Annotated in this window: 21 protein-coding genes; 8 read left to right on the forward strand and 13 right to left on the reverse strand. The window is 40.1% G+C overall.

Translation table 11 applies throughout. From position 1 onward, the window contains the following. Positions 1–206: 206 nt before the first annotated feature. Positions 207–974, reverse strand: coding sequence for a 23S rRNA (guanosine(2251)-2'-O)-methyltransferase RlmB (gene rlmB / locus AC570H_RS07295; RefSeq protein WP_497353220.1), 768 nt, complete (start codon positions 972–974; stop codon positions 207–209). Positions 975–1,151: 177 nt separating this feature from the next. Here rlmB and dnaB point away from each other — a divergent pair, with 177 nt between their 5' ends. Further along, positions 1,152–2,708 carry a replicative DNA helicase gene (gene dnaB, locus AC570H_RS07300; protein ID WP_497353222.1) on the forward strand — a complete coding sequence of 519 codons (1,557 nt, stop codon included), beginning with the start codon at positions 1,152–1,154 and terminating at the stop codon, positions 2,706–2,708. Positions 2,709–2,857: 149 nt separating this feature from the next. Here the strand turns inward: dnaB and chrA are convergent, their stop codons facing one another. Beyond that, positions 2,858–4,057: a chromate efflux transporter gene (gene chrA / locus AC570H_RS07305; RefSeq protein ID WP_497353224.1), complete on the reverse strand. Its 1,200-nt coding sequence runs from the start codon at positions 4,055–4,057 to the stop codon at positions 2,858–2,860. A gap of 11 nt (positions 4,058–4,068) precedes the next feature. Further along, complete coding sequence (locus AC570H_RS07310; RefSeq protein ID WP_497353226.1) at positions 4,069–4,404, reverse strand: tetratricopeptide repeat protein; 336 nt, start codon at positions 4,402–4,404, stop codon at positions 4,069–4,071. A 119-nt stretch (positions 4,405–4,523) separates the two neighbouring features. Between AC570H_RS07310 and AC570H_RS07315 the strand changes: the two genes are divergently transcribed. The 7 genes from AC570H_RS07315 to AC570H_RS07345 all read left to right on the forward strand — a co-directional run bounded on the left by AC570H_RS07315 (position 4,524) and on the right by AC570H_RS07345 (position 11,700). Beyond that, the gene (locus tag AC570H_RS07315) at positions 4,524–5,261 is read left to right on the forward strand and encodes an electron transfer flavoprotein subunit beta/FixA family protein (protein ID WP_497353228.1); all 738 of its coding nucleotides are present in this window, start codon (positions 4,524–4,526) and stop codon (positions 5,259–5,261) included. A gap of 66 nt (positions 5,262–5,327) precedes the next feature. Further along, the gene (locus tag AC570H_RS07320; protein ID WP_497353230.1) at positions 5,328–6,296 is read left to right on the forward strand and encodes an electron transfer flavoprotein subunit alpha/FixB family protein; all 969 of its coding nucleotides are present in this window, start codon (positions 5,328–5,330) and stop codon (positions 6,294–6,296) included. Positions 6,297–6,351: 55 nt separating this feature from the next. Next, positions 6,352–6,972 (forward strand): bifunctional nuclease family protein, encoded by a 621-nt coding sequence (locus AC570H_RS07325; protein WP_497353232.1) that lies wholly within the window; start codon positions 6,352–6,354, stop codon positions 6,970–6,972. 10 nt (positions 6,973–6,982) lie between these two features. After that, entirely contained in the window at positions 6,983–7,882 is a 900-nt protein-coding gene (locus AC570H_RS07330) for a TraB/GumN family protein (RefSeq protein WP_497353234.1), read from the forward strand. Positions 7,883–8,046: 164 nt separating this feature from the next. Next, complete coding sequence (locus AC570H_RS07335) at positions 8,047–9,429, forward strand: nucleoside permease (RefSeq protein ID WP_497353236.1); 1,383 nt, start codon at positions 8,047–8,049, stop codon at positions 9,427–9,429. A 16-nt stretch (positions 9,430–9,445) separates the two neighbouring features. Beyond that, positions 9,446–10,540, forward strand: a complete 1,095-nt coding sequence (locus AC570H_RS07340) for a DUF3667 domain-containing protein (protein ID WP_497353238.1) — start codon at positions 9,446–9,448, stop codon at positions 10,538–10,540. Positions 10,541–10,566: 26 nt separating this feature from the next. Then, positions 10,567–11,700, forward strand: coding sequence for a DUF3667 domain-containing protein (locus AC570H_RS07345; protein WP_497353240.1), 1,134 nt, complete (start codon positions 10,567–10,569; stop codon positions 11,698–11,700). A gap of 74 nt (positions 11,701–11,774) precedes the next feature. On the opposite strand, the gene AC570H_RS07350 is transcribed toward AC570H_RS07345, so the two are convergent. The 10 genes from AC570H_RS07350 to AC570H_RS07395 form a co-directional block, all read right to left on the reverse strand. Next, on the reverse strand, positions 11,775–13,061 hold the full coding sequence (locus AC570H_RS07350; protein ID WP_497353242.1) for a citrate synthase: 1,287 nt from the start codon (positions 13,059–13,061) through the stop codon (positions 11,775–11,777). Positions 13,062–13,184: 123 nt separating this feature from the next. Next, positions 13,185–13,718, reverse strand: a complete 534-nt coding sequence (locus tag AC570H_RS07355; protein WP_497353244.1) for a DUF3347 domain-containing protein — start codon at positions 13,716–13,718, stop codon at positions 13,185–13,187. A 182-nt stretch (positions 13,719–13,900) separates the two neighbouring features. After that, on the reverse strand, positions 13,901–14,434 hold the full coding sequence (locus AC570H_RS07360; RefSeq protein WP_497353246.1) for a putative outer membrane beta-barrel protein: 534 nt from the start codon (positions 14,432–14,434) through the stop codon (positions 13,901–13,903). A gap of 150 nt (positions 14,435–14,584) precedes the next feature. Next, on the reverse strand, positions 14,585–15,115 hold the full coding sequence (locus AC570H_RS07365; RefSeq protein WP_497353248.1) for a hypothetical protein: 531 nt from the start codon (positions 15,113–15,115) through the stop codon (positions 14,585–14,587). A gap of 157 nt (positions 15,116–15,272) precedes the next feature. Continuing rightward, positions 15,273–15,776: an outer membrane beta-barrel protein gene (locus tag AC570H_RS07370; protein ID WP_497353250.1), complete on the reverse strand. Its 504-nt coding sequence runs from the start codon at positions 15,774–15,776 to the stop codon at positions 15,273–15,275. 405 nt (positions 15,777–16,181) lie between these two features. Further along, entirely contained in the window at positions 16,182–17,309 is a 1,128-nt protein-coding gene (locus tag AC570H_RS07375) for a DNA adenine methylase (RefSeq protein WP_497353252.1), read from the reverse strand. A 15-nt stretch (positions 17,310–17,324) separates the two neighbouring features. Further along, on the reverse strand, positions 17,325–18,257 hold the full coding sequence (miaA, locus tag AC570H_RS07380) for a tRNA (adenosine(37)-N6)-dimethylallyltransferase MiaA (protein WP_497353254.1): 933 nt from the start codon (positions 18,255–18,257) through the stop codon (positions 17,325–17,327). Beyond that, a complete protein-coding gene (locus tag AC570H_RS07385) occupies positions 18,258–19,100 on the reverse strand; it encodes a hypothetical protein (RefSeq protein ID WP_497353256.1) in 843 nt (280 codons plus the stop codon). Beyond that, a complete protein-coding gene (locus AC570H_RS07390) occupies positions 19,091–19,468 on the reverse strand; it encodes a hypothetical protein (RefSeq protein WP_497353258.1) in 378 nt (125 codons plus the stop codon). The genes AC570H_RS07385 and AC570H_RS07390 overlap by 10 nt, the downstream gene beginning before the upstream one ends. A gap of 128 nt (positions 19,469–19,596) precedes the next feature. Then, positions 19,597–20,673 carry an MBL fold metallo-hydrolase gene (locus AC570H_RS07395; protein WP_497353260.1) on the reverse strand — a complete coding sequence of 359 codons (1,077 nt, stop codon included), beginning with the start codon at positions 20,671–20,673 and terminating at the stop codon, positions 19,597–19,599. Between the last annotated feature and the right edge of the window lie 71 nt (positions 20,674–20,744).

The following is a 20,744-nucleotide window of genomic DNA, read 5'->3' on the forward strand; positions in this document are numbered from 1 at the left end:
ATGTTAGAGGGACCTTAACTACAAAAAGGACAAAGTACCCACAAAGAAAAGACGGGATTTCAGTAATGGAAGATGTAAAACGGAAAATGGAAAGCAATCCTCGGTTAACAACTCGGCAATGACTAATGACTAATGAGCCAATGAACAGCTAGCAACCTGAAGTATAGATTACACATCTTACCTTTTCCATCTTACCTCTTACACCCTTAAATGCTTCGTTGCCTAATCGCTTCGTACAAAATCACACCAGCAGCCACCGATACATTTAACGATTCGATTTTACCCGCCATTGGTATTTTAGCCAAATGATTAGCCACCCTTAATAACTCGTTAGAAATACCCTCATCTTCAGAACCCATGATAATTGCGGTTGGCAAGGTATAATCGGGCACATAAATCAAATCACTGGTTTTTTCTGTGCAGGCTACCAGTTGCAGACCACTTTCTTGCAAAAACAGACAGGTTTTATGAAGGTTCGAATGCCTACAGATCGGGATGCTGAACAATGCTCCTGCCGAGGTTTTAATGGCATCTGCATTAATCTGAGCGGCATTTTTTAAAGGTACCACGATGGCATGAACGCCTACGCAGGCAGCCGTACGTGCAATGGCACCCATGTTACGCACATCCGTAACGCTATCTAAAACCAAAATCAACGGGGTTTCCCCTTTTTCAAAAATGGCAGGAATCAGGTCTTCTATGTTTTGGTAGGTAATTGGCGAAATCACTGCAATCACTCCCTGGTGGTTTTTAGTGGTCATCCTATTCAGTTTCTCAATCGGAACTGAGCTTAAGGGAATGAGTGAACTAATCAATAACGACTTCAATTCTAAAAATAGAGGTCCGCTCAAGCTTCTTTGTACATAAATCGTCTCAATATCCCTACCAGCTTTAATGGCTTCGATAACGGCTCTTATGCCAAATACAAATTCGTTGTTCTCTTTTGCTCTTTGCGGTCTTCTAAAATTGTCCATAGTGATTAATATGCCACAAAAGTAAGTTAAATAAATGAATCAGTGCCGGGCTTATCCACAATAAATTGTTCAAAAATAATTTAAGCAAAAAAATCAACATATTTAGCTTCAACTTGTTAACAAACAACTGAAAACTTGTACAAACAAAAAGGCAAAGTTTTGACTATTTTTGTTGCTATGAGTCTCGATAACGAATCACAAGGTCAGGGGAAATTTTCAACTTCGGCAAGAAAAAACAGATTAACCAGTACAGTTAGCAGCATGGGCAAAATACCGCCACAGGCAACCGATTTGGAGGAAGCTGTTTTAGGGGCACTAATGCTCGAAAAAGATGCACTTTCCACCGTAATTGACATCCTTAAACCTGAAGTGTTTTATCATGAGGCACATAAAAAGATATTTGAAGCCATTCAAACGCTTTTCCAAAAATCGAAACCAGTTGATATTTTAACGGTTACGACAGAGATGCGCCAAAATGGAACCTTAGAAATCGTTGGTGGCGCATTTTACATCACCAATTTAACCAATCGTGTAGCTTCTTCGGCTAATATCGAGTTCCATGCCCGTATCATTTCTCAAAAATACATTCAACGCGAACTGATCAGGATTTCTACCGATATCATCACCAATGCCTACGAAGACACCACCGATATCTTCGATTTGCTAGACCAAGCCGAAAAAGGTCTTTTTGATATTGCCCAAAACAACTTGCGTAGGGATACACAAAAAATGGACGAGATCATCAAGCAGTCTTTGGCTACTTTGGAAGAGCTTCGTACCAAAACCGATGGCTTAACTGGTGTACCTTCTGGATTTACCGATTTGGATAGGATTACCGGTGGCTGGCAAAAATCCGATTTGGTAATTATTGCGGCGAGGCCAGCGATGGGTAAAACTGCCTTCGTACTAACCTGTGCCCGTAATGCTTCCGTAGAATTTAAAAGACCGGTAGTTGTTTTCTCGCTTGAGATGTCGTCGGTACAGTTGGTTAATCGTCTGATTTCAGGTGAAACCGAAATAGAGCAAGAGAAAATCAGAAAAGGAAACCTGGCTGAATGGGAATGGCAACAATTGCACAGCAAGATCGGCAGCTTAAGTGAAGCCCCACTCCTGATTGACGATACCCCAGCACTAAATATTTTCGAATTCCGTGCCAAATGTCGTAGGCTTAAATCGCAATACGATATCCAAATGATCATCATCGATTACTTACAGTTGATGCATGGTAAAGGCGAAGGTGGCGGCGGTAACCGTGAGCAGGAAATTGGTAGCATCTCGAGGGCACTTAAATCGGTAGCCAAAGAATTAGATGTACCGGTGTTGGCACTTTCGCAGTTGAGCCGTGCGGTTGAGAGCAGGCCCGGACCAAACGGTAAACGACCAATGTTATCCGATTTGCGTGAATCTGGATCTATTGAGCAGGATGCCGATATGGTGCTTTTCTTGTACAGACCAGAATATTACGGTATTACCGAGGATGAAAACGGAAGATCGCAGGCTGGTGTGGGCGAGGTAATCATTGCGAAACACAGGAATGGTGAAACCGGTATCGTACCGCTTCGCTTTATCGGCAAGTACGTTAAGTTTGCCGATTTGGAAGATAATTTTGCACCTCAAAACAGTTTTTCTTCTGACAGCATGGCCCCTTCTCAAAACTTTGATAAACCAGCCGGGAACGTAATTATCAGGCCATCGAGCATGAACGATATGCACGATGATGAACCTCCTTTCTAATTGATTCGACATAGCGGGGAACGAAACAATCTAATTCTGTAATTTGTAAGTATTTTTTCTTTGATACGTCATCCCGGACTTGATCCGGGATCTCACTCGAAATGGATGCTGGATCAAGTCCAGCATGACGAGTCGTTTAGAGAAGTATGCTAAATAAAATACCCCAGCACAATTCCAACTAACACAATAATTGGCGGACTGATTTTAGTGAAGTTAAGGATCAAAAAGGTGCCTATCAAAATAGAAATAGGCAATACGCTAAAACCGATTGGCTGAACCAGCAACATAAAGGCCGCAATAATAAAACCCACGCTTACGGCATTAATCCCTGAAAGCGAATGCTTAATTCGACCGATCTTCTTTAAATCATCCCAAAACGGAACGATAAAGAGGACTAGGATCAATCCTGGCAAGTTGATGCCCAACACTGCCAAAACTCCGCCTAAGGCTTGTCCAGCTACGCCATAATGCCCATGCTTCATGCTCAAGGCACCTAAATAGCTCGTAAAGGAAAACGTTGGCCCCGGTAAAACCTGTTGCAGGGCATAGCCTGAGATGAAATCAGACTGCAAGAGGTAATGTTTGGCCTGCACAAACTCGGTAAACATCAAGGGTACCAAAACCTGGCCACCACCAAACACGAAAATACCGTTACGGTAAAAGTTCTCAAATAACCTGATGGGTAAACTGAATGGAGAAGTTCGGTTAATAATCGCGCCCAACAAAGCCATAAACACCATAAAACCAATAAAATAGGTCAGCTTACGCGGATTGATGTTTGACAATAATCGAACCCGAATCTGTGTTTCTTCGGTTGGCGTACCAATGGCCGATGAAACCATCCCGCCTATCAAAATGGCAATTGGGAATACATAGGCATTCCTCAGCACCAAAGTGGCCACTACGGCAGAAAAGGCCAGGAAGACGGTAAGTTCTGTGGTCAATACTTTTTTGGCCAAGTTGAAAGCGCCATAGGCTACAATTCCCAAAGCTATGGGATGAATGTATTTGAGTATCTCTATAAATTTTTGCTTCTGGTCTAAAAAACCATAGCTGATGGCGGCTAGGGTCATGATCGCGGCAGAGGGCAAAATCCAGATCAGGAAGGTAATAATAGCCAACTTGAGGCCGCCAACTTTATAGGCTATCCCTACCAAAGTCTGTGTAGAAGCCGGCCCTGGTAGTACCTGAGCCAAAGCGTTGAGTTCTAAAAGCTCTTCCTCGGTAACAAATTGGTTGTTTTTGACAAAATAGCGTAACAAAAGAGAAATGTGCGCCTGTGCACCACCAAAAGCGGTGAGTGTAAAAATAACTACATTTCTTAAGAATAAAAGTTGCCTTTTTGCCAATGTATGTTTAGTTAGTCGTCTTCATAGTCGAGGCCTGCGGCACTGTTATAAGCCCCCTGCAACTCAGAAAGCGCATGCATATCGCGTTTGCTTCTTGCCGTTTGCATGCCCTGCTGGTAGATTTCAATCGCCTTATCCTTTTGTCCCTCTTTTTCGTATAGCTTGCCCAAGTGATAATAGGTACCCACATAAGTTGGGTGCTCGTTTATCAGCTTCAGATAATAGAAAAAAGCATTTTCTGTGTCATTTTGTGAGTTATACTCCGTGGCCAATGCATATAATATAAAGCTGTCGTTGGGTTCCTGCTCTAAAAATTCTAATAACTTGGTCAAACGCGCGTTTTGCATTTTAAATCCCTGCTTTTTTAATTAGATTTGCAAAAAGACAATTTAAAGAATCTATACTTAGTTAATTGTAAAAATTCGGCTAAATAGAGGTTCATTACCTTTAAAACAAATGTAAACGTATGAAAATATTAGTTTGTATCAGTAACGTGCCCGACACCACTACAAAAATAACTTTTACCAACGATAATACACAATTCAATACTGCAGGCGTACAGTTTATCGTAAATCCTTACGATGAGATTGCGCTTTCGAGAGCAATTGAGCTTTGTGAAGGTGGAAAAGGTACGGTAACGGTAATCAATGTGGGCGAGAGCACAACTGAACCAACCATCAGAAAGGCACTGGCTATTGGTGCAGATGATGCCGTTAGGGTAAATGCAGCCCCAAGAGATGCTTACTTTACGGCTTTCCAAATTGCCGAATATGCCAAGAACAACGAATTTGATATGATTTTGTGCGGAAGAGAGTCTATCGATTACAATGGTTCTCAAGTAGCGGCCATGATCGGCGAGTTTTTAGATATCCCTTCTATTTCTATCATTAAAAAACTAGATTATGATGGAAGCACGGCAACTATCGAGCGCGAGATTGAAGGCGGAAAAGAAGTGCTTACTGTAAATGGCAAATTTGTAGCCAGTTGCGCAGAAGGTACTGCCGAAGCCAAAATCCCTAATATGAGAGGTATCATGTCGGCCAGGACCAAACCATTGCAGGTAGTTGAAGCTACTGCAATTGAAGAGCTGGGCAAGGTAAGCAAGTTTGAAACGCCTGCCCCTCGCGGCGCCGTAAAACTCATCCCTGCCGAAAGTGCCGAAGAGTTGATTTCTTTATTGCATACCGAAGCTAAAGTAATCTAAGCCACGCTCAATTAATCGAATTATAAAACTTAAAATTAATCTCACCAGAGATTTCACCTATATCATATGTCAGTATTAGTATATGTAGAACAGGCCGATGGCAAATTCAAAAAATCAGTTTACGAAGCTGTTTCTTATGCAAAGGCCATTGCAGCCCAACAAAATACCAGCTTAACTGCCATCTCCATTGGCAATGTAGCTGAAAGCGAGCTTAAAGAGCTTGGCAAATACGGCGCAGCTAAAGTTTTGAATGTGGCGGCCGACCAATTGAAGAACTTTGTAAACCAGGCCTATGGTTCGGTAATTGCCGAAGCTGCCAAAAAAGAAGGTGCAGACATTGTTGTATTGTCTAATTCATTTTCTGGCAAAGGCTTAGCTCCTCGAATTGCAGTAAAATTGAAAGCTGGATTAATCGATGGTGCTGTAGAACTGCCAAATTTTGATGGTGGCTTTTCGGTTAAAAAAACAGCTTTCTCAGGAAAGGCTTTTGCTATTACTACTTTAACTTCGGCCAATAAGGTGATTGCTTTAAATCCAAATGCCTTTGGTGTAAAAGAAAACCCTGTTGATGCAGCGATCGAGGCATTTAGTCCAGAAATCAAAGCAACAGACCTTACTGCAATTGTTAAGGAAATTGTAAGAGCTACAGATAAAGTATCGTTACCAGATGCCGAATTGGTAGTATCTGGCGGCAGGGGCTTAAAAGGTCCTGAAAACTGGGGAATGATCGAAGAGCTGGCTGACCTATTGGGTGCGGCTACAGCTTGTTCTAAACCAGTTTCTGATGCCGATTGGAGACCACATTCTGAGCACGTAGGCCAAACCGGTATTGCCATCAGCCCTAATTTATATATTGCCATTGGTATTTCTGGGGCTATCCAGCACTTGGCAGGCGTAAGCTCGTCAAAGGTAATTGTTGTGATCAATAAAGATCCAGAAGCACCGTTCTTTAAGGTAGCCGATTATGGTATTGTTGGCGATGCCTTTGAAGTAGTACCAAAAATTATTGCCGCACTTAAAGCCCATAAAGGATAATATTAAATAAAGAACCTAATGGCCTGATCAAAAGGGCTGTTAGGTTTGTTTACATATGAAAAAAGTTAAACTTGATATTGTTGGCTTGTCTTATAGCCAAACCCAATCTGGGGCTTATGCATTAGTGCTTGGCGAAGTAAATGGACGTAGGCGATTACCCATTATTATCGGTGCATTCGAGGCACAGGCAATTGCCATCGAAATCGAGAAGATGACCCCTACCCGCCCATTGACGCATGATTTGTTCAAGTCTTTTGCCCAGGCTTACCAAGTAGAAATTACAGAAATCATCATTTACAACCTGGTTGATGGTGTTTTCTTTGCCAAACTGATCTGTACAGATGGCACCACCACTCAAGAAATAGATGCGCGTACTTCTGACGCCATTGCCCTTGCAGTAAGGTTCAACGCCGTTATTTATACCTACGAATTCATTCTGTCTTCGGCAGGGATTGTAATTGAAGGCAATGATTTTCTTTTCCTCGAAAACATGGATTCTATTGCCAAAGAGCACAGCTCTGAAGATGTGCCTACGTCAATTCCAAATGCAGGCAGCTACCACTCGCTGAGCTTGGAAGAATTGCAGCAAAAGCTGGAAGAGGCATTGGCCGAAGAGGCTTATGAAAAAGCGGCCCGCATTAGAGACGAGATCAACAAAAGAAATACCGGCTCTTAAGCTGTATCAGATGAAAAATATTGTTGTTGTCGTTGCATTAATTCTTTTTTCTTTTTCATTCCAATCCTTCTCGCAAAATAAGCCACATACCTTATTATGGGAAATCTCTAAAAATGGTTCCAGCCATAAATCATACTTATTTGGAACTTTTCATGAGGTTAATCCTGATTTTTTCGATTCGATTAAAGTTGCAAACCAATATTTGAAGCAAAGCAAAATCTTATTGGTAGAAGCTTATGATTCGCCAGACGCGGATAGCTCAAAAATACAAGCCGAAAAAGCCAAAGCCCAAATGTCGAGTTGGACCAAAGCCAAATGGGATTCTTTGCTTAATGCCACACAAAAGGAAAAATTTGCAGCCTACACAAAAAGCATGTATGGCGACGAAGAAATGTATAAATCATCTCCTCAATTATTAACGCTGATATTGCTGCGAAACTATATCCAGGGAATTTGTGATACCCTAAACAGAAAATCTTTTGAATTGATGGATACCAGGATCATTAACATCGGCCTAAAAAACAAGCTGAAGGTGATAGGTTTAGAGAAGGATCAAATTGGTATTATTAACGGAACTTCGAAAACAGATGTTGCTTTTGCTGATAGCAACAGCTTGAAGATGATTTTAAATTTAATGGATTATATAACCGAAAGTAATACAAAGACCGATATATCAAAAGTACTGTTCGATTATAAAAAGTTTGATATCGATTACCAGTTTAACGAAGCTTCAAAGTCGAATGACTTCTTTGTAACAGGAAGAAATAACAACTGGATGAAGGCCATACCAGATTTTTTAGCCAAAGATCCATGCTTTATTGCCGTTGGCTTTAGACATTTGATACAAAAAAACGGTCTCATTGAGCAATTACGCAACTTGGGCTATGAGGTTAAGCCTGTTAAAATGTAGCATTCAAATCAAGTTCACAAAATTTTATATTATTCAGTTATCAATCCATCTATTTTAACTAGCGCAACTTCTCTATTTCGACAAATTTTAGCTGCATTGTAGTTAATGTTTTAAAATAATTATAACTTACAGCTAATTTAAAACTAAGCAACTAAACTTCATTTATGAATATTAAAATTCGTTTGACAATAATGAGTTTTTTCCAATTTTTTGTGTGGGCGGCCTGGCTCATGACTATCGCAAATTATTGGTTTGGCACTAAGCAATGGGCAGGTGCCGATTTTGGGATCATCTTTTCTACCATGGGCATTTCGTCGTTGTTTATGCCAACCTTAACAGGCATTATCGCCGATAAATGGCTCAACGCCGAGAAACTTTATGCCCTGTTACATATTCTATATGCTGGAGCCATGTTCTACCTGCCACAGGTAGATAATCCACATACTTTCTTTTGGATCATGTTGTTAGCCATGTGCTTTTACATGCCAACCATCGCATTAAGTAATTCTATTTCGTACACCACCTTAAAATCGAGCAACCTCGATGTAGTAAAAGACTTTCCTCCTATCCGCGTTTGGGGCACCATTGGCTTTATTGTGGCCATGTGGATTACCAATTTAACAGGAAACAAGGCCAGTGCATACCAGTTTTACATTGCCGGCATCAGTGCATTGGCATTGGGTTTTTATTCTTTTTCTTTGCCAAAATGTCCTCCATCAAATATCAGCGAGAAAAAGTCTTTTGTACAAAAAATGGGGCTCGAAGCCTTTAAGCTGTTTGGAACTTACAAAATGGCCGTTTTCTTTATCTTTTCCATGTTCTTGGGTGGCGCATTGCAGCTAACCAATGCGTATGGAGATGTGTTTTTGGACGAATTTAAGATGTTTCCTTCCTATGCCGAATCTTTTGTAATTAAGTATTCGACTATCATTTTATCGATATCACAGATTTCTGAAACCCTGTTTATTTTGGCTATTCCATTCTTTTTAAAACGTTATGGCATAAAAAAGGTAATGGTTATTTCTATGGTGGCTTGGGTGTTCAGGTTTGGCCTGTTTGCCTACGGTAACCCAACCGGCGGACTTTGGATGATCATCATGTCGTGCATTGTATATGGTATGGCCTTCGACTTCTTTAATATTTCAGGCTCCTTATTTGTTGAAAGCTCTACCACGGCCAAAACGCGTTCGTCTGCGCAAGGTTTGTTCATGATGATGACCAACGGATTTGGTGCCATATTAGGCAGTTTGGTTTCGGGCTGGATGATCCAAAAATATTTTACTGATACCTTTACCAATGTGCAGCCCTTAGCCAACTTAGTAGGCTCTGATGTCAAAGATTCGCACCTGCTTAAATTTTTGAGCGACCAAGGCATTAATGTATTGGAAAATGGCAACCTTAGCAGGGCGATAGATGTAAAAGACTGGCATAACATCTGGCTTTCGTTTACCATTTATGCCTTAGTTATTACCGTGCTGTTTGTCATCTTCTTTAAACATAAACATAGTCAAGCCGAAGCCAAAGTAATCGAAGCCATTACTCATTAATTTCTCCCGTAACCAGATGTCATCCGCTAAACTTAGAAAAGAAAAAGACTGTTTAAATTGTGGTCATGTTGTAGAAGAACACTTCTGTCCGCATTGTGGCCAAGAAAACATTGTAGTAAAAGAAGATGCCTTTCATATGGTATCTCATGCCATAGCCGATTATTTTCATTTCGAGCATAAGTTTTTTAAAACCTTAAAACCGCTCCTGCTCAAACCCGGGCAGCTCACCAAAGAGTATGTAGCCGGAAAAAGGGTTTCTTTCATCCATCCTATCCGTTTATATATTTTTGTGAGCATTGTTTTCTTCCTGTTTATTTTAGGTGGTAAGGAAGCAGAAAAAAAAGAAACCAATGCCAAAAAAGAAGAGCCTGTTGCGTATAACCTCAACCAAAAAGACAGCATTAAAAAGGCCAGTTTAAAGGAAGTTGAAAATGCAATGAAATATATCCCGCTTAAGGGGGGCTTGAGGGATAGTGCGATTAAAGAAGCCAAGAGAAACATTGAAGCCGATACAACAGACAACGAAGACATTGATCTCGACGATGGCAAAAAGAACGTAAAATGGGGCTTTTCCAAACTGGCAGGCAAAGATAGTACCGTAACCCAATACGAAAAGCGACAAGAGGCATTGCCTAAACAAAAAAGAGACGGGTTTATCAAGCATTATTTTGTGAAGAGAACCTTGGAACTGAACCAATATGAAGATCCACAGAAGAAATTCACAGAGGATCTGATGCACAACATCCCAAAAATGATGTTCTTGCTCCTTCCCCTATTTGCGCTGATCCTCAAATTGGTTTACATCAACAAGAACAAATTCTATTATGAGCATTTGATCTATTCTTTCCACTTGCATTCTGCCATTTTCTTAAGCGTCTTGATCACTATGTTTTTCAAATGGCTTTTTGGACTGGTGATCGATATCAGTGGTTGGCTTGAGTTCTTCTGTACAGTTTATATCATTTGGTACGTTTACCGATCATTAAGAACTTTTTATAACAGTACCAGATGGATCACTCTACTTAAGATTGGCTTCTTAACTTTCTGTTATACTTTTGTGTTTACCATTTGCTTCTTGATTATTATTGCCTTTAGCTTTGCAATGGCTTAATTTTTCAAACTATTAACATTACCTGAATGTCAGCCGGAAAATATAGAAAAGACCATAACTGTTTAAATTGTGGCGCCCATGTGGAAGAGCATTACTGCAGCAGATGCGGACAGCCGAACTTAGAGCTTAAGGAAAATATTTGGCAGTTTATTACCCATAGCATAGCGCATTATTTTCATTTCGACAATAAGTTTTTTAAAACGCTTAAGCCGCTTATTACAAAGCCAGGGCAAGTAACCCTCGATTATATAGCAGGCAAAAGAGCTCGTTACATCAATCCGGTAAACATGTACATTTTTGTGTCTATTGTTTATTTCTTGGTAGTTTCTGCACCCAAAAAGCATCAAAAAGACAAAGACGAAGAAAAGACTGCACAAACTGAACAAGAGATTAAAACAAAGGAAGCAACTGCCGACAGCATTACCAATGTATTGAAAGAAGCAGGGATCAAAAACGAAACGATCCTCAATAAAACCAATACGGCTATCAAGGTAAGTGTAGATAGGGAACATTTTAGGGAATCTAGCTTTAAAACTCAAGATAGCCTATTGAAATCGCTTCAGACGCAATATAAAGCTCATCCATCCGATTCGCTGAACAAGGTAATCGATAAGCTAAGCGCTATACACGAATTGAGGAACGATAGTACCTACGAGGCTTATTTGGCGAGGCAAGAAAAACTGCCCCTGCTCAAGCGCGATAATTGGTTTGAAAAGTTTATCAAAAAGAGAAGCATAGGAATTGGCGAAAACTCTGAGCTCATTACAGAACAATTAGAGCACAACAGACCAAAGCAGTATTTCTTGCTCATGCCTTTGATGGCCTTTTTTATTATGCTCAACTTCAGGAAGAACCACATTTATTACATGGATCATCTCATCTTTACCATCCATGGAATGACTGCTTTCTTTTTGATTTCTATCGTGACCCAAACGTTTACCAAGCATATCTTCGGCCAAGATTCAATAGTCAGCAGCATCATCAACTTGGGCATGTTGATCGCCATATTATGGTATATGTACAAGGCTCTGAAATTATTTTATCAACGTAAACGTTCTACCACCATTTGGCGCATGATCTGGATCTTTGTACTTTATGGCATTGCCTTCAAGATCAGCGAGATGATTGTCATCAATATTATATTCTATATGGCCGTTTAAGCTATAGAAAAACCATTGTAAATAAAAAGTCCCGATATAAACTATCGGGACTTTTCTATATTTAGTTGCTTAGCTTATCTCTTGTCTATGGCTACGAAATCCATATTCACATCGCCCACATATACCTGACGAGGGCGGCCGATTGGCTCTTTGTTTTCGTGCATTTCTTTCCATTGTGCAATCCATCCCGGTAAGCGGCCCAAAGCAAACAATACGGTAAACATATCGGTTGGGAAGCCTAAGGCTCTATAAATAATGCCTGAATAGAAATCTACGTTTGGATATAATTTACGATCGATGAAATATGGATCGCTCAAGGCTGCTTCTTCCAATTTTTTGGCTATTTCTAATACAGGATCGTCGATGCCCAATTTTTCCAAAATATCATCACAAGCTTTTTTAATGATTTTAGCTCTTGGGTCAAAGTTTTTGTAAACGCGGTGACCGAAGCCCATCATACGGAAAGAGTCGTTTTTATCTTTTGCTTTGTTGATCCATTTTTCGGTATCGCCACCATCTTCTTTAATCAGCTCCAACATTTCGATTACCGCCTGGTTCGCACCGCCATGCAATGGTCCCCAAAGTGCCGAAATACCAGCTGATATAGAAGCGTAAAGGTTACAGTCAGACGAACCTACCATTCTTACCGTGGAAGCCGAACAGTTTTGTTCGTGGTCTGCGTGCAAAATCAATAAGGTGTTCATCGCACTTACTACAACAGGATCGATTTCTACATCTTCGGTGCGCTGACCAAAAATCATGTGTAGGAAGTTGGTTACATAATCGAACTTGTTTTTAGGGTAGATTAGTGGATGGCCCAATGATTTTTTATAAATAAAAGATACAATGGTTGGAAATTTAGCCAACAATTTAATCATGGTCAGGTTCATTTCCTCTTTTGAAGAGTTGGCATTAAGCGACTCTGGATAGAATGTAGACAATGAACATACCAATGATGCCAACTGAGCCATAGGATGCGATTTAGACGGATAGCCATCTAAAAATTTCTTCATATCCTCATGGATCAAAGTATGTCTGCTGATCTGTTTTTGGAAATCGTCAAGCTCTTCTTGTTTAGGCAAGACACCATAAATCAACAGGTAAGCTACTTCAAGAAAAGTAGATTTCTCTGCCAATTGCTCAATCGGGTAACCGCGATATTTTAAAATACCCTCTTCACCATCTAAAAAAGTGATGGCACTTTTGGTAGAACCTGTGTTCTTATAACCTAAATCTAAAGTAATGTGACCTGTAAGATCTCTTAATTTTGAAATATCGATGGCCTTCTCACCCTCGGTTCCAGTAATAACCGGAAATTCGTAGGTCTTACCGTCTATCTTAATTTCTGCAATAGCTGACATATATCTTATAATTTATAAATAACAAAAATAGTTAATCTGAATTTAAATTGAGGGTTTTGAACCTAACAAAACTGTTAAGTTATTGTTAAATATAGGCCAAAACCCAAGGCTTTTACAATGGAATTATTTCGCTTTGATTTCTTCGGTAACAGCGCCGCACTCCATCATTTCGCTTCCATAGTATGGATTTTGGATTTTCTTTTCTGAAGAAAGCCAATCGCCGCCATCGCCTTTGTTGGCCATCGGACAATGCTGCACAAAAATAGTTCCCTTAGCCAATTCTGCATGCTTAAACAAGGCAATTACATCTGAGCTCAAGGCTGTAAATTCTTTGCGTTGACTTACAATATCTTTGGCATTTTCTATTTTTTGAGCGGTTACGGCTGTATTTTCGCAACCAGTAAAGGCTTTCAACGAACCCGCCAGTTTTTGTGCCGCAGTTTTGGCCTCTGGCATCTTAGTAGCAACCAGTGCATCTTTCAAAACAATGTAATCATTGTAGATGTCTTGGAGTTTAGGCTCCTTAAAACTGATGGTAGCCACAGTAGCAGCAGGCGCTGTTTTTGCGGTACTATCTTTTGTAGTGGTTGATTGATTGGAATTAGTATTACAGGCCGCCAATACTACCAAGGCCGCAATCCCGAAATAATTTTTCATTCTGGTGTGTTTCTATTTGGTTAACTTTTACGCTTGTTTTGTCTAAAATGAAAGCGTAATCGTATAGATTTTGTTTTTTGCTCAAAATAGCATTTATAATTTTAAAATAACAAAAAAGCCTTCAAAATTTTGAAGGCTTGACTTTTAAATTAGATTATGATTAAATTGGAATTAGAAAGCGGTTACAATTTGAAATTATAGCCTAAATTTAAGGTGTATTGGCCGGTTTTCATAAAGTACAGCTCTGAAGAGCTATCGTTTACATAGCCTTCATACCTCAGGCCGATATCGAAGCCTTTGCCAAACTCATAACCTAGGCCTCCGCTATAAATAAAGTTCATTGTTGCGCCATCTTTAATGGCCAAGCCTGTACCAAGCGCAGTGCTTAAATACATCCTTTCGATAGCAAATACCTTAACGCCACCCATTACCGGTATAAAAGAAAAATCTAACGGACTGTTTTTCCATTTGAGTTTGGTATAGCCACCTGAAGCCGTTAGCGCCACGTTCTTGCTTAAATCATATTGTAAGCGCAAATTTCCACCAAATCCATAATCCATTTCAGATTTGTCTGGAAATAGACCACCAAATGCGCCAACACCTACTTTAAAGGCCATGCCATTGCTTGTTGTGGTAGTTTCTTGGGCTTTTAATTGAGTTGCGGATGCAAATAAAGCCATTGCCGTGAGTACAAATAGTTTTGTAATTGTTTTCATGTCGTTTTCTTTAAGGTTGATCGAATAGTTGATTTTAACTATTTACGTAGAAAAACAACAGGCGGTTTTAGGCAGTCCGAATGAATTGCCAATAATTACAAATAAATAAGGCCCATGGCAACTTAAGCCGTTGGTAAACAGATTCTGCAACTACAATTTAATCCCATAGGCTAAGCGTACGCCTAAATACCCAAGTTCTACATCTTTGGCATAACCTTCGTATTTAAGGGCTAAATCTAAGCGATTGCGCCAAGCATAACCCACGGCTGGAGCAAACACGAAAACAACAGCTTTGGTTTTAGGCGCATCATCAAACATGATGGTGGGTTTTATTCCTGTACTAAACGCAGCTCCGGCTTCTACCAATCCATATATACCAGCACCAGCGTTGTTAAAAAAGTATTTAGCTCCAGCTTTAACGGGGATGAGTTCATAGCTTGAAAAACCTCTTTCATGATTCACGAAACCTGGTTTAAACTTAATATATCCTACCGTTGCGAGTATAGCAACTCGATTATTGAGTTGAAATTGATAACGTACATCAGGAGATAAAACAGCACTGTATCCAGTACCTATTCCACTTCCCGCGTTTATGCCTATGCTTAATTGTTGCTGTTGCGCTCTTACATTTGTTTGCCAACATAAAACAAATGCCACGATAATGGTGATCTTGTTTTTCATAATAGATAGATGATGGCCAAAGCTATGAAATGGGTGTTGTTCCTCAAATAATGGTTTTCCGGTATTTTTCGATAAAGCCTCGACTTCAAAATTCCATTAAACAAAAAAGCCCTCGACAAATTAATTGTCGAGGGCCAGTTTTTTAAATTACTGCTTACTACAATTTGAAGCCATAAGCCAATCGTAAACCTACGTAGCCAATGCTTCCATTGTCTGAATAACCTTCGTATTTGGCAGCCAAGTCTAAACCATTGCTCCAGGCATAACCAACAGCAGGAGAATAAACAAATGCAGTACCACCGCCTGATTCAGTGCTAAAAGCAGCACCTGCCTCAGCTAAGCCATAAGCACCAGCACCAGTATCGTTGAAGAAATATTTAAGACCAGCTTTAACTGGGATCAATCCGAAGCTGCCACCACCATAAGTGTCTTTTAAAGAAAAGCTGGTGTAACCTGCAGTAATTGGAACTGATAATTGTTTGTCGATGTCAAATTGATAACGCAAATCGCCACCAATAGCAAAGCTATAACCAGTTGTAGTCGGAATACCAACGTTTAAGCCGATGCCGAATTTAGGCGCTTGTGCTTGAACGCTAGTCGTAGTGAAGAATAAAGCCAGTGCAGCTACTGCAGAAGCTAAAAATTTTGTAGAATTTTTCATTGTTAATAAGTACTTTGGTTAAGTTTTGTTGTTGTTAAATGGTCTTTATTAACCACTTATCCAAATTTAAACAAATTACATGCCACAAGACAAAACCAAATTTCGATTAGTTAATAACATATTAACATTCAACCAGCCGCTTTGTTCCCATAATGTGCATTTGGATAGAGATTTGAGCTATATTAAGGCTTTTCATTGAAGGCAATCACAACCTAATCAATTGAAAATTAACAAAATAAGCTAAACCACAACACATCCATTTTTCCAAAACAAAACAGGAATATCCATCAAAAAACGCTTTGTTAACTTGATGTAAATTATACATTTTCTTTGTTTTCGTATAATTGCTGATGGATATTACCACTGTCTTGCTTCATCAGTGGTTAATTTAGTGAACAGAAAATTCTAGTAATTGGTAAGGATCAAATGCGTTACGGCTCTTTTGTTTCTGCCTCTCACATTATAGGTGTAGCTTTTATTAAAAATGGCCTTTTTCACCTGAGGGTGGTTATAGATTTCATGAACGAAATCCGTTTCCTTAATTACCACCATCCATTTAGCCGGACATTGCAACAGCAAATCGGCCAAGCGCTGCTGGTCCTGTCTCGTAAAGGCATTCTGGTCGTATTCGGAGAATTCGCTGTCATATGGAGGATCCAGAAAAATAAAATCAGTAGGCTTCAAATCTATCCTGCCCAAAAAGACCCCAAAATCTTCATTCGCCAATTCAGTATGCTCAAACAACTGCTTAATTTCACCGCTAAACATATGCTGGATCTTTTGTTGCAGATTCTTTTTGTTATAGGCAATGCCACCATAAGGAATATTAAACTCTCCCTTGGCATTGAACCTGAACATAGAACCATAGCAAAACTCGCGTACAAAATACCAATTGGCTACAGCTTTAGGCGCAGATAAACTTAAAGTTTGCTTGTAATATTGGTTTAAAATTCCTCTAAAAAACAAATAGGTACCGCTTCTCAAACCAGTTTCAAAATGAATGGATAATTCTTTTTCATTAAACCGGCGTTGCTCTCTTTGTGCTATCCGTTTGATGCGTTTAGCCTTATCGGCTAGGCTTGTCAATAGTGCTTGATGGAATATTGTTGGTTCTTTTAAAAAAGCAGCATCGTTGAACAAAGGATGCTTTTTGAGTGATAAAGCCAGATTGTTCGTAAGCAATTCGATAAATATGCTGATGTCGGCATCCGAATAGATAAATGCAGTAAACGCTTCCGCACATTTGGCCCACAGCTGTTTGCTCAGTTCACCTAACATTTCCCAAGCTTGGGCATATTTGAGCAGTTCGGTTTGAAAAGCTTCCTGTCCCAGCTGCCTATAGAAATTGATGAGGTCTTTGCTCTTATCGTTAATCAAAGACTGAACTTGTGGCTGCAGGGCGAAAAAGACACCCCCGCCTCCAAAAAACGGTTCTATATACCGTTCAAATGTAGGAATATGGTGAGCAAACAAGGCGAATTCCTTGTACTTCCCTCCCGTCCATTTGATCAGCGGCCGCATTTTTTTGTTCATGGAGCGAATATGCGATTATTTTAATTTAAACTTCAGAAATAAATCCACAACTTCTGCTTGGAGCAAATCGGTTCCCTGTTCGGCATTAAACCAATGGATTACTACCCCGTCTTTTTCCATCTTCCTAAAGAAAGTCATTTGCCTTTTGGCAAACTGGCAAATTGCAGTACCCAGCCTTTCTTTTAGTGTAGCCAAGTTAAGCTCGCCACTTAAATAAGAAACCACAAACTTATATTCGAGACCATAAAAAACGAGCATCTCTGCAGGTACGCCACTGTTCATCAAGGCTTCTACTTCTTCAATCAGTCCATTGTCTAACCTGAGCTGTAAACGATCGAGAATTCTTTTCCTGCGGATTTCTACTTCGCTTTCTAAACCGACTACCAATGGATTGATTGCTGGTCTGCTTACCTGTGGCAATGGATTGTCTGTTAAATATTCGGCAATTTCAATGGCTCTGATCAATCTTTTGGCCGATGAATAATCTACCTGTGCCCTTAAAGCTTCTGGATAGGCTTTTATTCTTTTCTGCAGCTCTTCTTTAGCATATTCCTGTAATTGGATACGCAGTTCCTCATTAACCGGGATGGCTGTTAACTCATGGTTTTGCAACAGGCTATGGATGTACATTCCCGTACCCCCACATAAAATGGGCAATTTGCCCCGTTGGTTAATTTCTTCAAATACCTGATAAAAATCTTCCTTAAAGGCATTCACTTGGTATTTTTCTCCCGCGTCCTTGATGTTGATTAAGTGATAAGGAATACTTTTTCCCTTAACCTGATACTCGTCCAAGTCTTTACCCGTACCTATATCCATGCCCCTAAAGACCTGCCTACTATCTGCACTGATAATTTCGCCATTCAGCTTATCGGCCAAAGCCACGGCCAATTTCGTTTTTCCCGAAGCGGTTGGGCCAAGAACGATCAATAATGGATGGGGAAGCATTTAGAGGTATAGGTAATATTTGAGGTTGCCGGTATTGAATAGTTTCACATAGCCGTTTGAGGCTAAAAAATCATCCAAATTTAACTCATTTTGAGCCTCAAAATCCAAATATATTTTTTTGGGCAATCGGTGCGGAAAATACCTGACTAGGCTTTCTCGATTTACATATAGATAAGCAGGTTCAGTTTCGGCAGCACAGCTAAAGCCCAATTTATCATAACCCTTGCCTAGCGACCAGTCTCTGTCTGCATAAGTCATGAGATCGTTCAACCTGATTTGTTTGACAAAATGCTTGATCAGCTTGCTCAAGCCCCCAACAATGGTTAAGCCATCGGCAGAAGCAAAACGCACCAACTCTGCCGATTGGTAATCTGCTCCCTTTGTCTTCATTTTTAGGGCATTGCTAAAGCTGGCCACAGCTAATAGTTCATCTTTATAAATAAGGCCGAAATGAAATTTAGCATTGATAAAACCCTGTAAATGGTGTTTATCTAAAAAATGCTGGGCTGTTTTCAGGTCGACTGTATTTACCTTCATTTGCCGTCCGTGAAAAGTTTGGTTCAATCCTAAAAATGACCTCATCCTGTTGAGCACCTGTGGTCTTTTAGCTAGCCATACATCTTCCCATAAATGAACCAGTTGTCTGTCTTCATTTTGGTGTTGCAACTGCAAGGCGATGAGAACTTCTGGAGTAAATTGGTTATCGAGAGGCACCAAATGGATCAAAAACTTCGGATTGCATTCAATAATGCAATATTCGGCCGTGCTCAGCCACTGTATGTCGTGATGAAAGGCCTGTATCGCTAAAAAAACATCTTCTTGCCAAAACGGATTTAGACCCACCCTTTTTGCTTATAAAGTGTAAAACCTGTTGCCAAGGCTTTTACGATCTGCTCTAACAGCTCATCGCTCAATTTGGTGATGCGAAAGCATGATTTGTCTTTTAGCAGCTGTAGCAATTCTGGATGAAAAAGCGTTTTCGCTTCTGGTTCAACAGCTATAGGTTCCAAATAAAAACCAACATGGTCTTCAAGGATACAAACGCTGGCAAAGAATACTTCATCACGCTTATTGCCTTCTATTTCTACTTCTTTCTCGCTCCAAAGTTCATAAACAGTGTCGGTATTGTTTCGAACTGCAAAGCCTTTGGCGGCATAGGGCTGTAGCGAAGCCCTTATGGTTTGAAATATTTCTACAAAATCGGTTTTCATGGCGTATGATTATTGATGTAGTGTATCAATTTTTATCTGTATCAATTGTATCAATGAGCTTTTCGATAAATTGTGATCGGTTAGCTTCTTTACAACAAAATTTAGTACCAATTGTTCATTTAAACAATTCATAATTGTTCCCACCAGGCCGTTTGTGGTTTGTTGACAAGATCAAAAGTCTGTCCCAATTGTGGCGTAATGATCTCGACACCTAGTTCATTGGCTTTTTGCGTTACTCTTTTAATCGGGTCGTCCCAATCGTGTACCGCTAATTTAAATTTACCCCAATGTACCGGTAATAAACACTGTGCACCCAAGTCGATACTGGCTTGTACCACTTCTTCTGGAAGCATATGGATGTATGGCCACATGTCATTGTACTGGCCACATTCGAGAATAGCCAAATCAAATGGTCCGTAAGCCTGTCCAATGTTTTTAAAATGCGTATCGTAGCCAGAATCGCCCCCCAAGTAAAGTCGATGTGCTTTGGTCTGCAAAATAAACGATGACCATAAAGTTTGGTTCCTTTTAAACTTCCTGCCTGTAAAATGTCTCGCGGGTGCGGCCCTGAAATGAAGTCCCAATACATCGGCCTCTTCGCCCCAAGCCAATTCGGTAAGCTGGCTGGTTTGAATACCCCAGCGTTCCAAATGGCTGCCTACTCCCAAAGAAGCTACAAAATGCTTGGTTTTTGCCTTTAGCTTTAAAATGCTTCCATAATCTAAATGGTCATAATGATCATGCGTAATGAGCACAATATCCAGCGGTGGCAATTCTTCTACTTTCATGAAATCGGTGCCTTCAAAGTTTTTCGTTCCGAGAAACTGGAATGGCGAGGTTCTGGTACTGAATACAGGATCAACCAACAGGTTAAGGCCATCAACCTGTATGAGGTATGAAGAATGGCCAAACCAGGTCATTTTCAACTCCTGAACAGGGCTGAAATCTGGAATGGCATGCGGAATTGCCTTTGGTGGTGTTCCCTTTACATTACCTTTAATGATGGCAGCAAACATTTGAAACCAGGAAACATCATCGGGCTTAGTAGGTGTTGGAGAAAGATTTTCGATAGCTCCATTTCCGTAATTCGGCAGCTGTTTGAGCTTTTCTAACCTGTCGCCTTTGGGTAATTGCCCGAAAACAGGAAGATGAAGCACGATATAGGTAAATATTACGAGAAGAAGAGCAGCAATGAAAAGGTACATAACATCAAATTAACATACAATGATAGATACAATTTCATTAGTGCACAATGTTCCTTTTGTTATACTATTGT

Source organism: Pedobacter sp. B4419, assembly GCF_059693725.1.

Bases quoted from the DNA above. Each gene is read 5' to 3' on its own strand.
- AC570H_RS07370 (WP_497353250.1), bottom strand. From the start codon at position 15,776: ATGAAAAATTCTACAAAATTTTTAGCTTCTGCAGTAGCTGCACTGGCT.
- AC570H_RS07310 (WP_497353226.1), bottom strand. From the start codon at position 4,404: ATGCAAAACGCGCGTTTGACCAAGTTATTAGAATTTTTAGAGCAGGAA.
- AC570H_RS07330 (WP_497353234.1), top strand. From the start codon at position 6,983: ATGAAAAATATTGTTGTTGTCGTTGCATTAATTCTTTTTTCTTTTTCA.
- AC570H_RS07360 (WP_497353246.1), bottom strand. From the start codon at position 14,434: ATGAAAACAATTACAAAACTATTTGTACTCACGGCAATGGCTTTATTT.
- AC570H_RS07335 (WP_497353236.1), top strand. From the start codon at position 8,047: ATGAATATTAAAATTCGTTTGACAATAATGAGTTTTTTCCAATTTTTT.
- dnaB (WP_497353222.1), top strand. From the start codon at position 1,152: ATGAGTCTCGATAACGAATCACAAGGTCAGGGGAAATTTTCAACTTCG.
- AC570H_RS07375 (WP_497353252.1), bottom strand. From the start codon at position 17,309: ATGAACAAAAAAATGCGGCCGCTGATCAAATGGACGGGAGGGAAGTAC.
- AC570H_RS07320 (WP_497353230.1), top strand. From the start codon at position 5,328: ATGTCAGTATTAGTATATGTAGAACAGGCCGATGGCAAATTCAAAAAA.
- rlmB (WP_497353220.1), bottom strand. From the start codon at position 974: ATGGACAATTTTAGAAGACCGCAAAGAGCAAAAGAGAACAACGAATTT.
- AC570H_RS07345 (WP_497353240.1), top strand. From the start codon at position 10,567: ATGTCAGCCGGAAAATATAGAAAAGACCATAACTGTTTAAATTGTGGC.
- AC570H_RS07365 (WP_497353248.1), bottom strand. From the start codon at position 15,115: ATGAAAAACAAGATCACCATTATCGTGGCATTTGTTTTATGTTGGCAA.
- AC570H_RS07350 (WP_497353242.1), bottom strand. From the start codon at position 13,061: ATGTCAGCTATTGCAGAAATTAAGATAGACGGTAAGACCTACGAATTT.
- AC570H_RS07315 (WP_497353228.1), top strand. From the start codon at position 4,524: ATGAAAATATTAGTTTGTATCAGTAACGTGCCCGACACCACTACAAAA.
- AC570H_RS07355 (WP_497353244.1), bottom strand. From the start codon at position 13,718: ATGAAAAATTATTTCGGGATTGCGGCCTTGGTAGTATTGGCGGCCTGT.
- miaA (WP_497353254.1), bottom strand. From the start codon at position 18,257: ATGCTTCCCCATCCATTATTGATCGTTCTTGGCCCAACCGCTTCGGGA.
- AC570H_RS07395 (WP_497353260.1), bottom strand. From the start codon at position 20,673: ATGTACCTTTTCATTGCTGCTCTTCTTCTCGTAATATTTACCTATATC.
- AC570H_RS07340 (WP_497353238.1), top strand. From the start codon at position 9,446: ATGTCATCCGCTAAACTTAGAAAAGAAAAAGACTGTTTAAATTGTGGT.
- AC570H_RS07325 (WP_497353232.1), top strand. From the start codon at position 6,352: ATGAAAAAAGTTAAACTTGATATTGTTGGCTTGTCTTATAGCCAAACC.
- AC570H_RS07390 (WP_497353258.1), bottom strand. From the start codon at position 19,468: ATGAAAACCGATTTTGTAGAAATATTTCAAACCATAAGGGCTTCGCTA.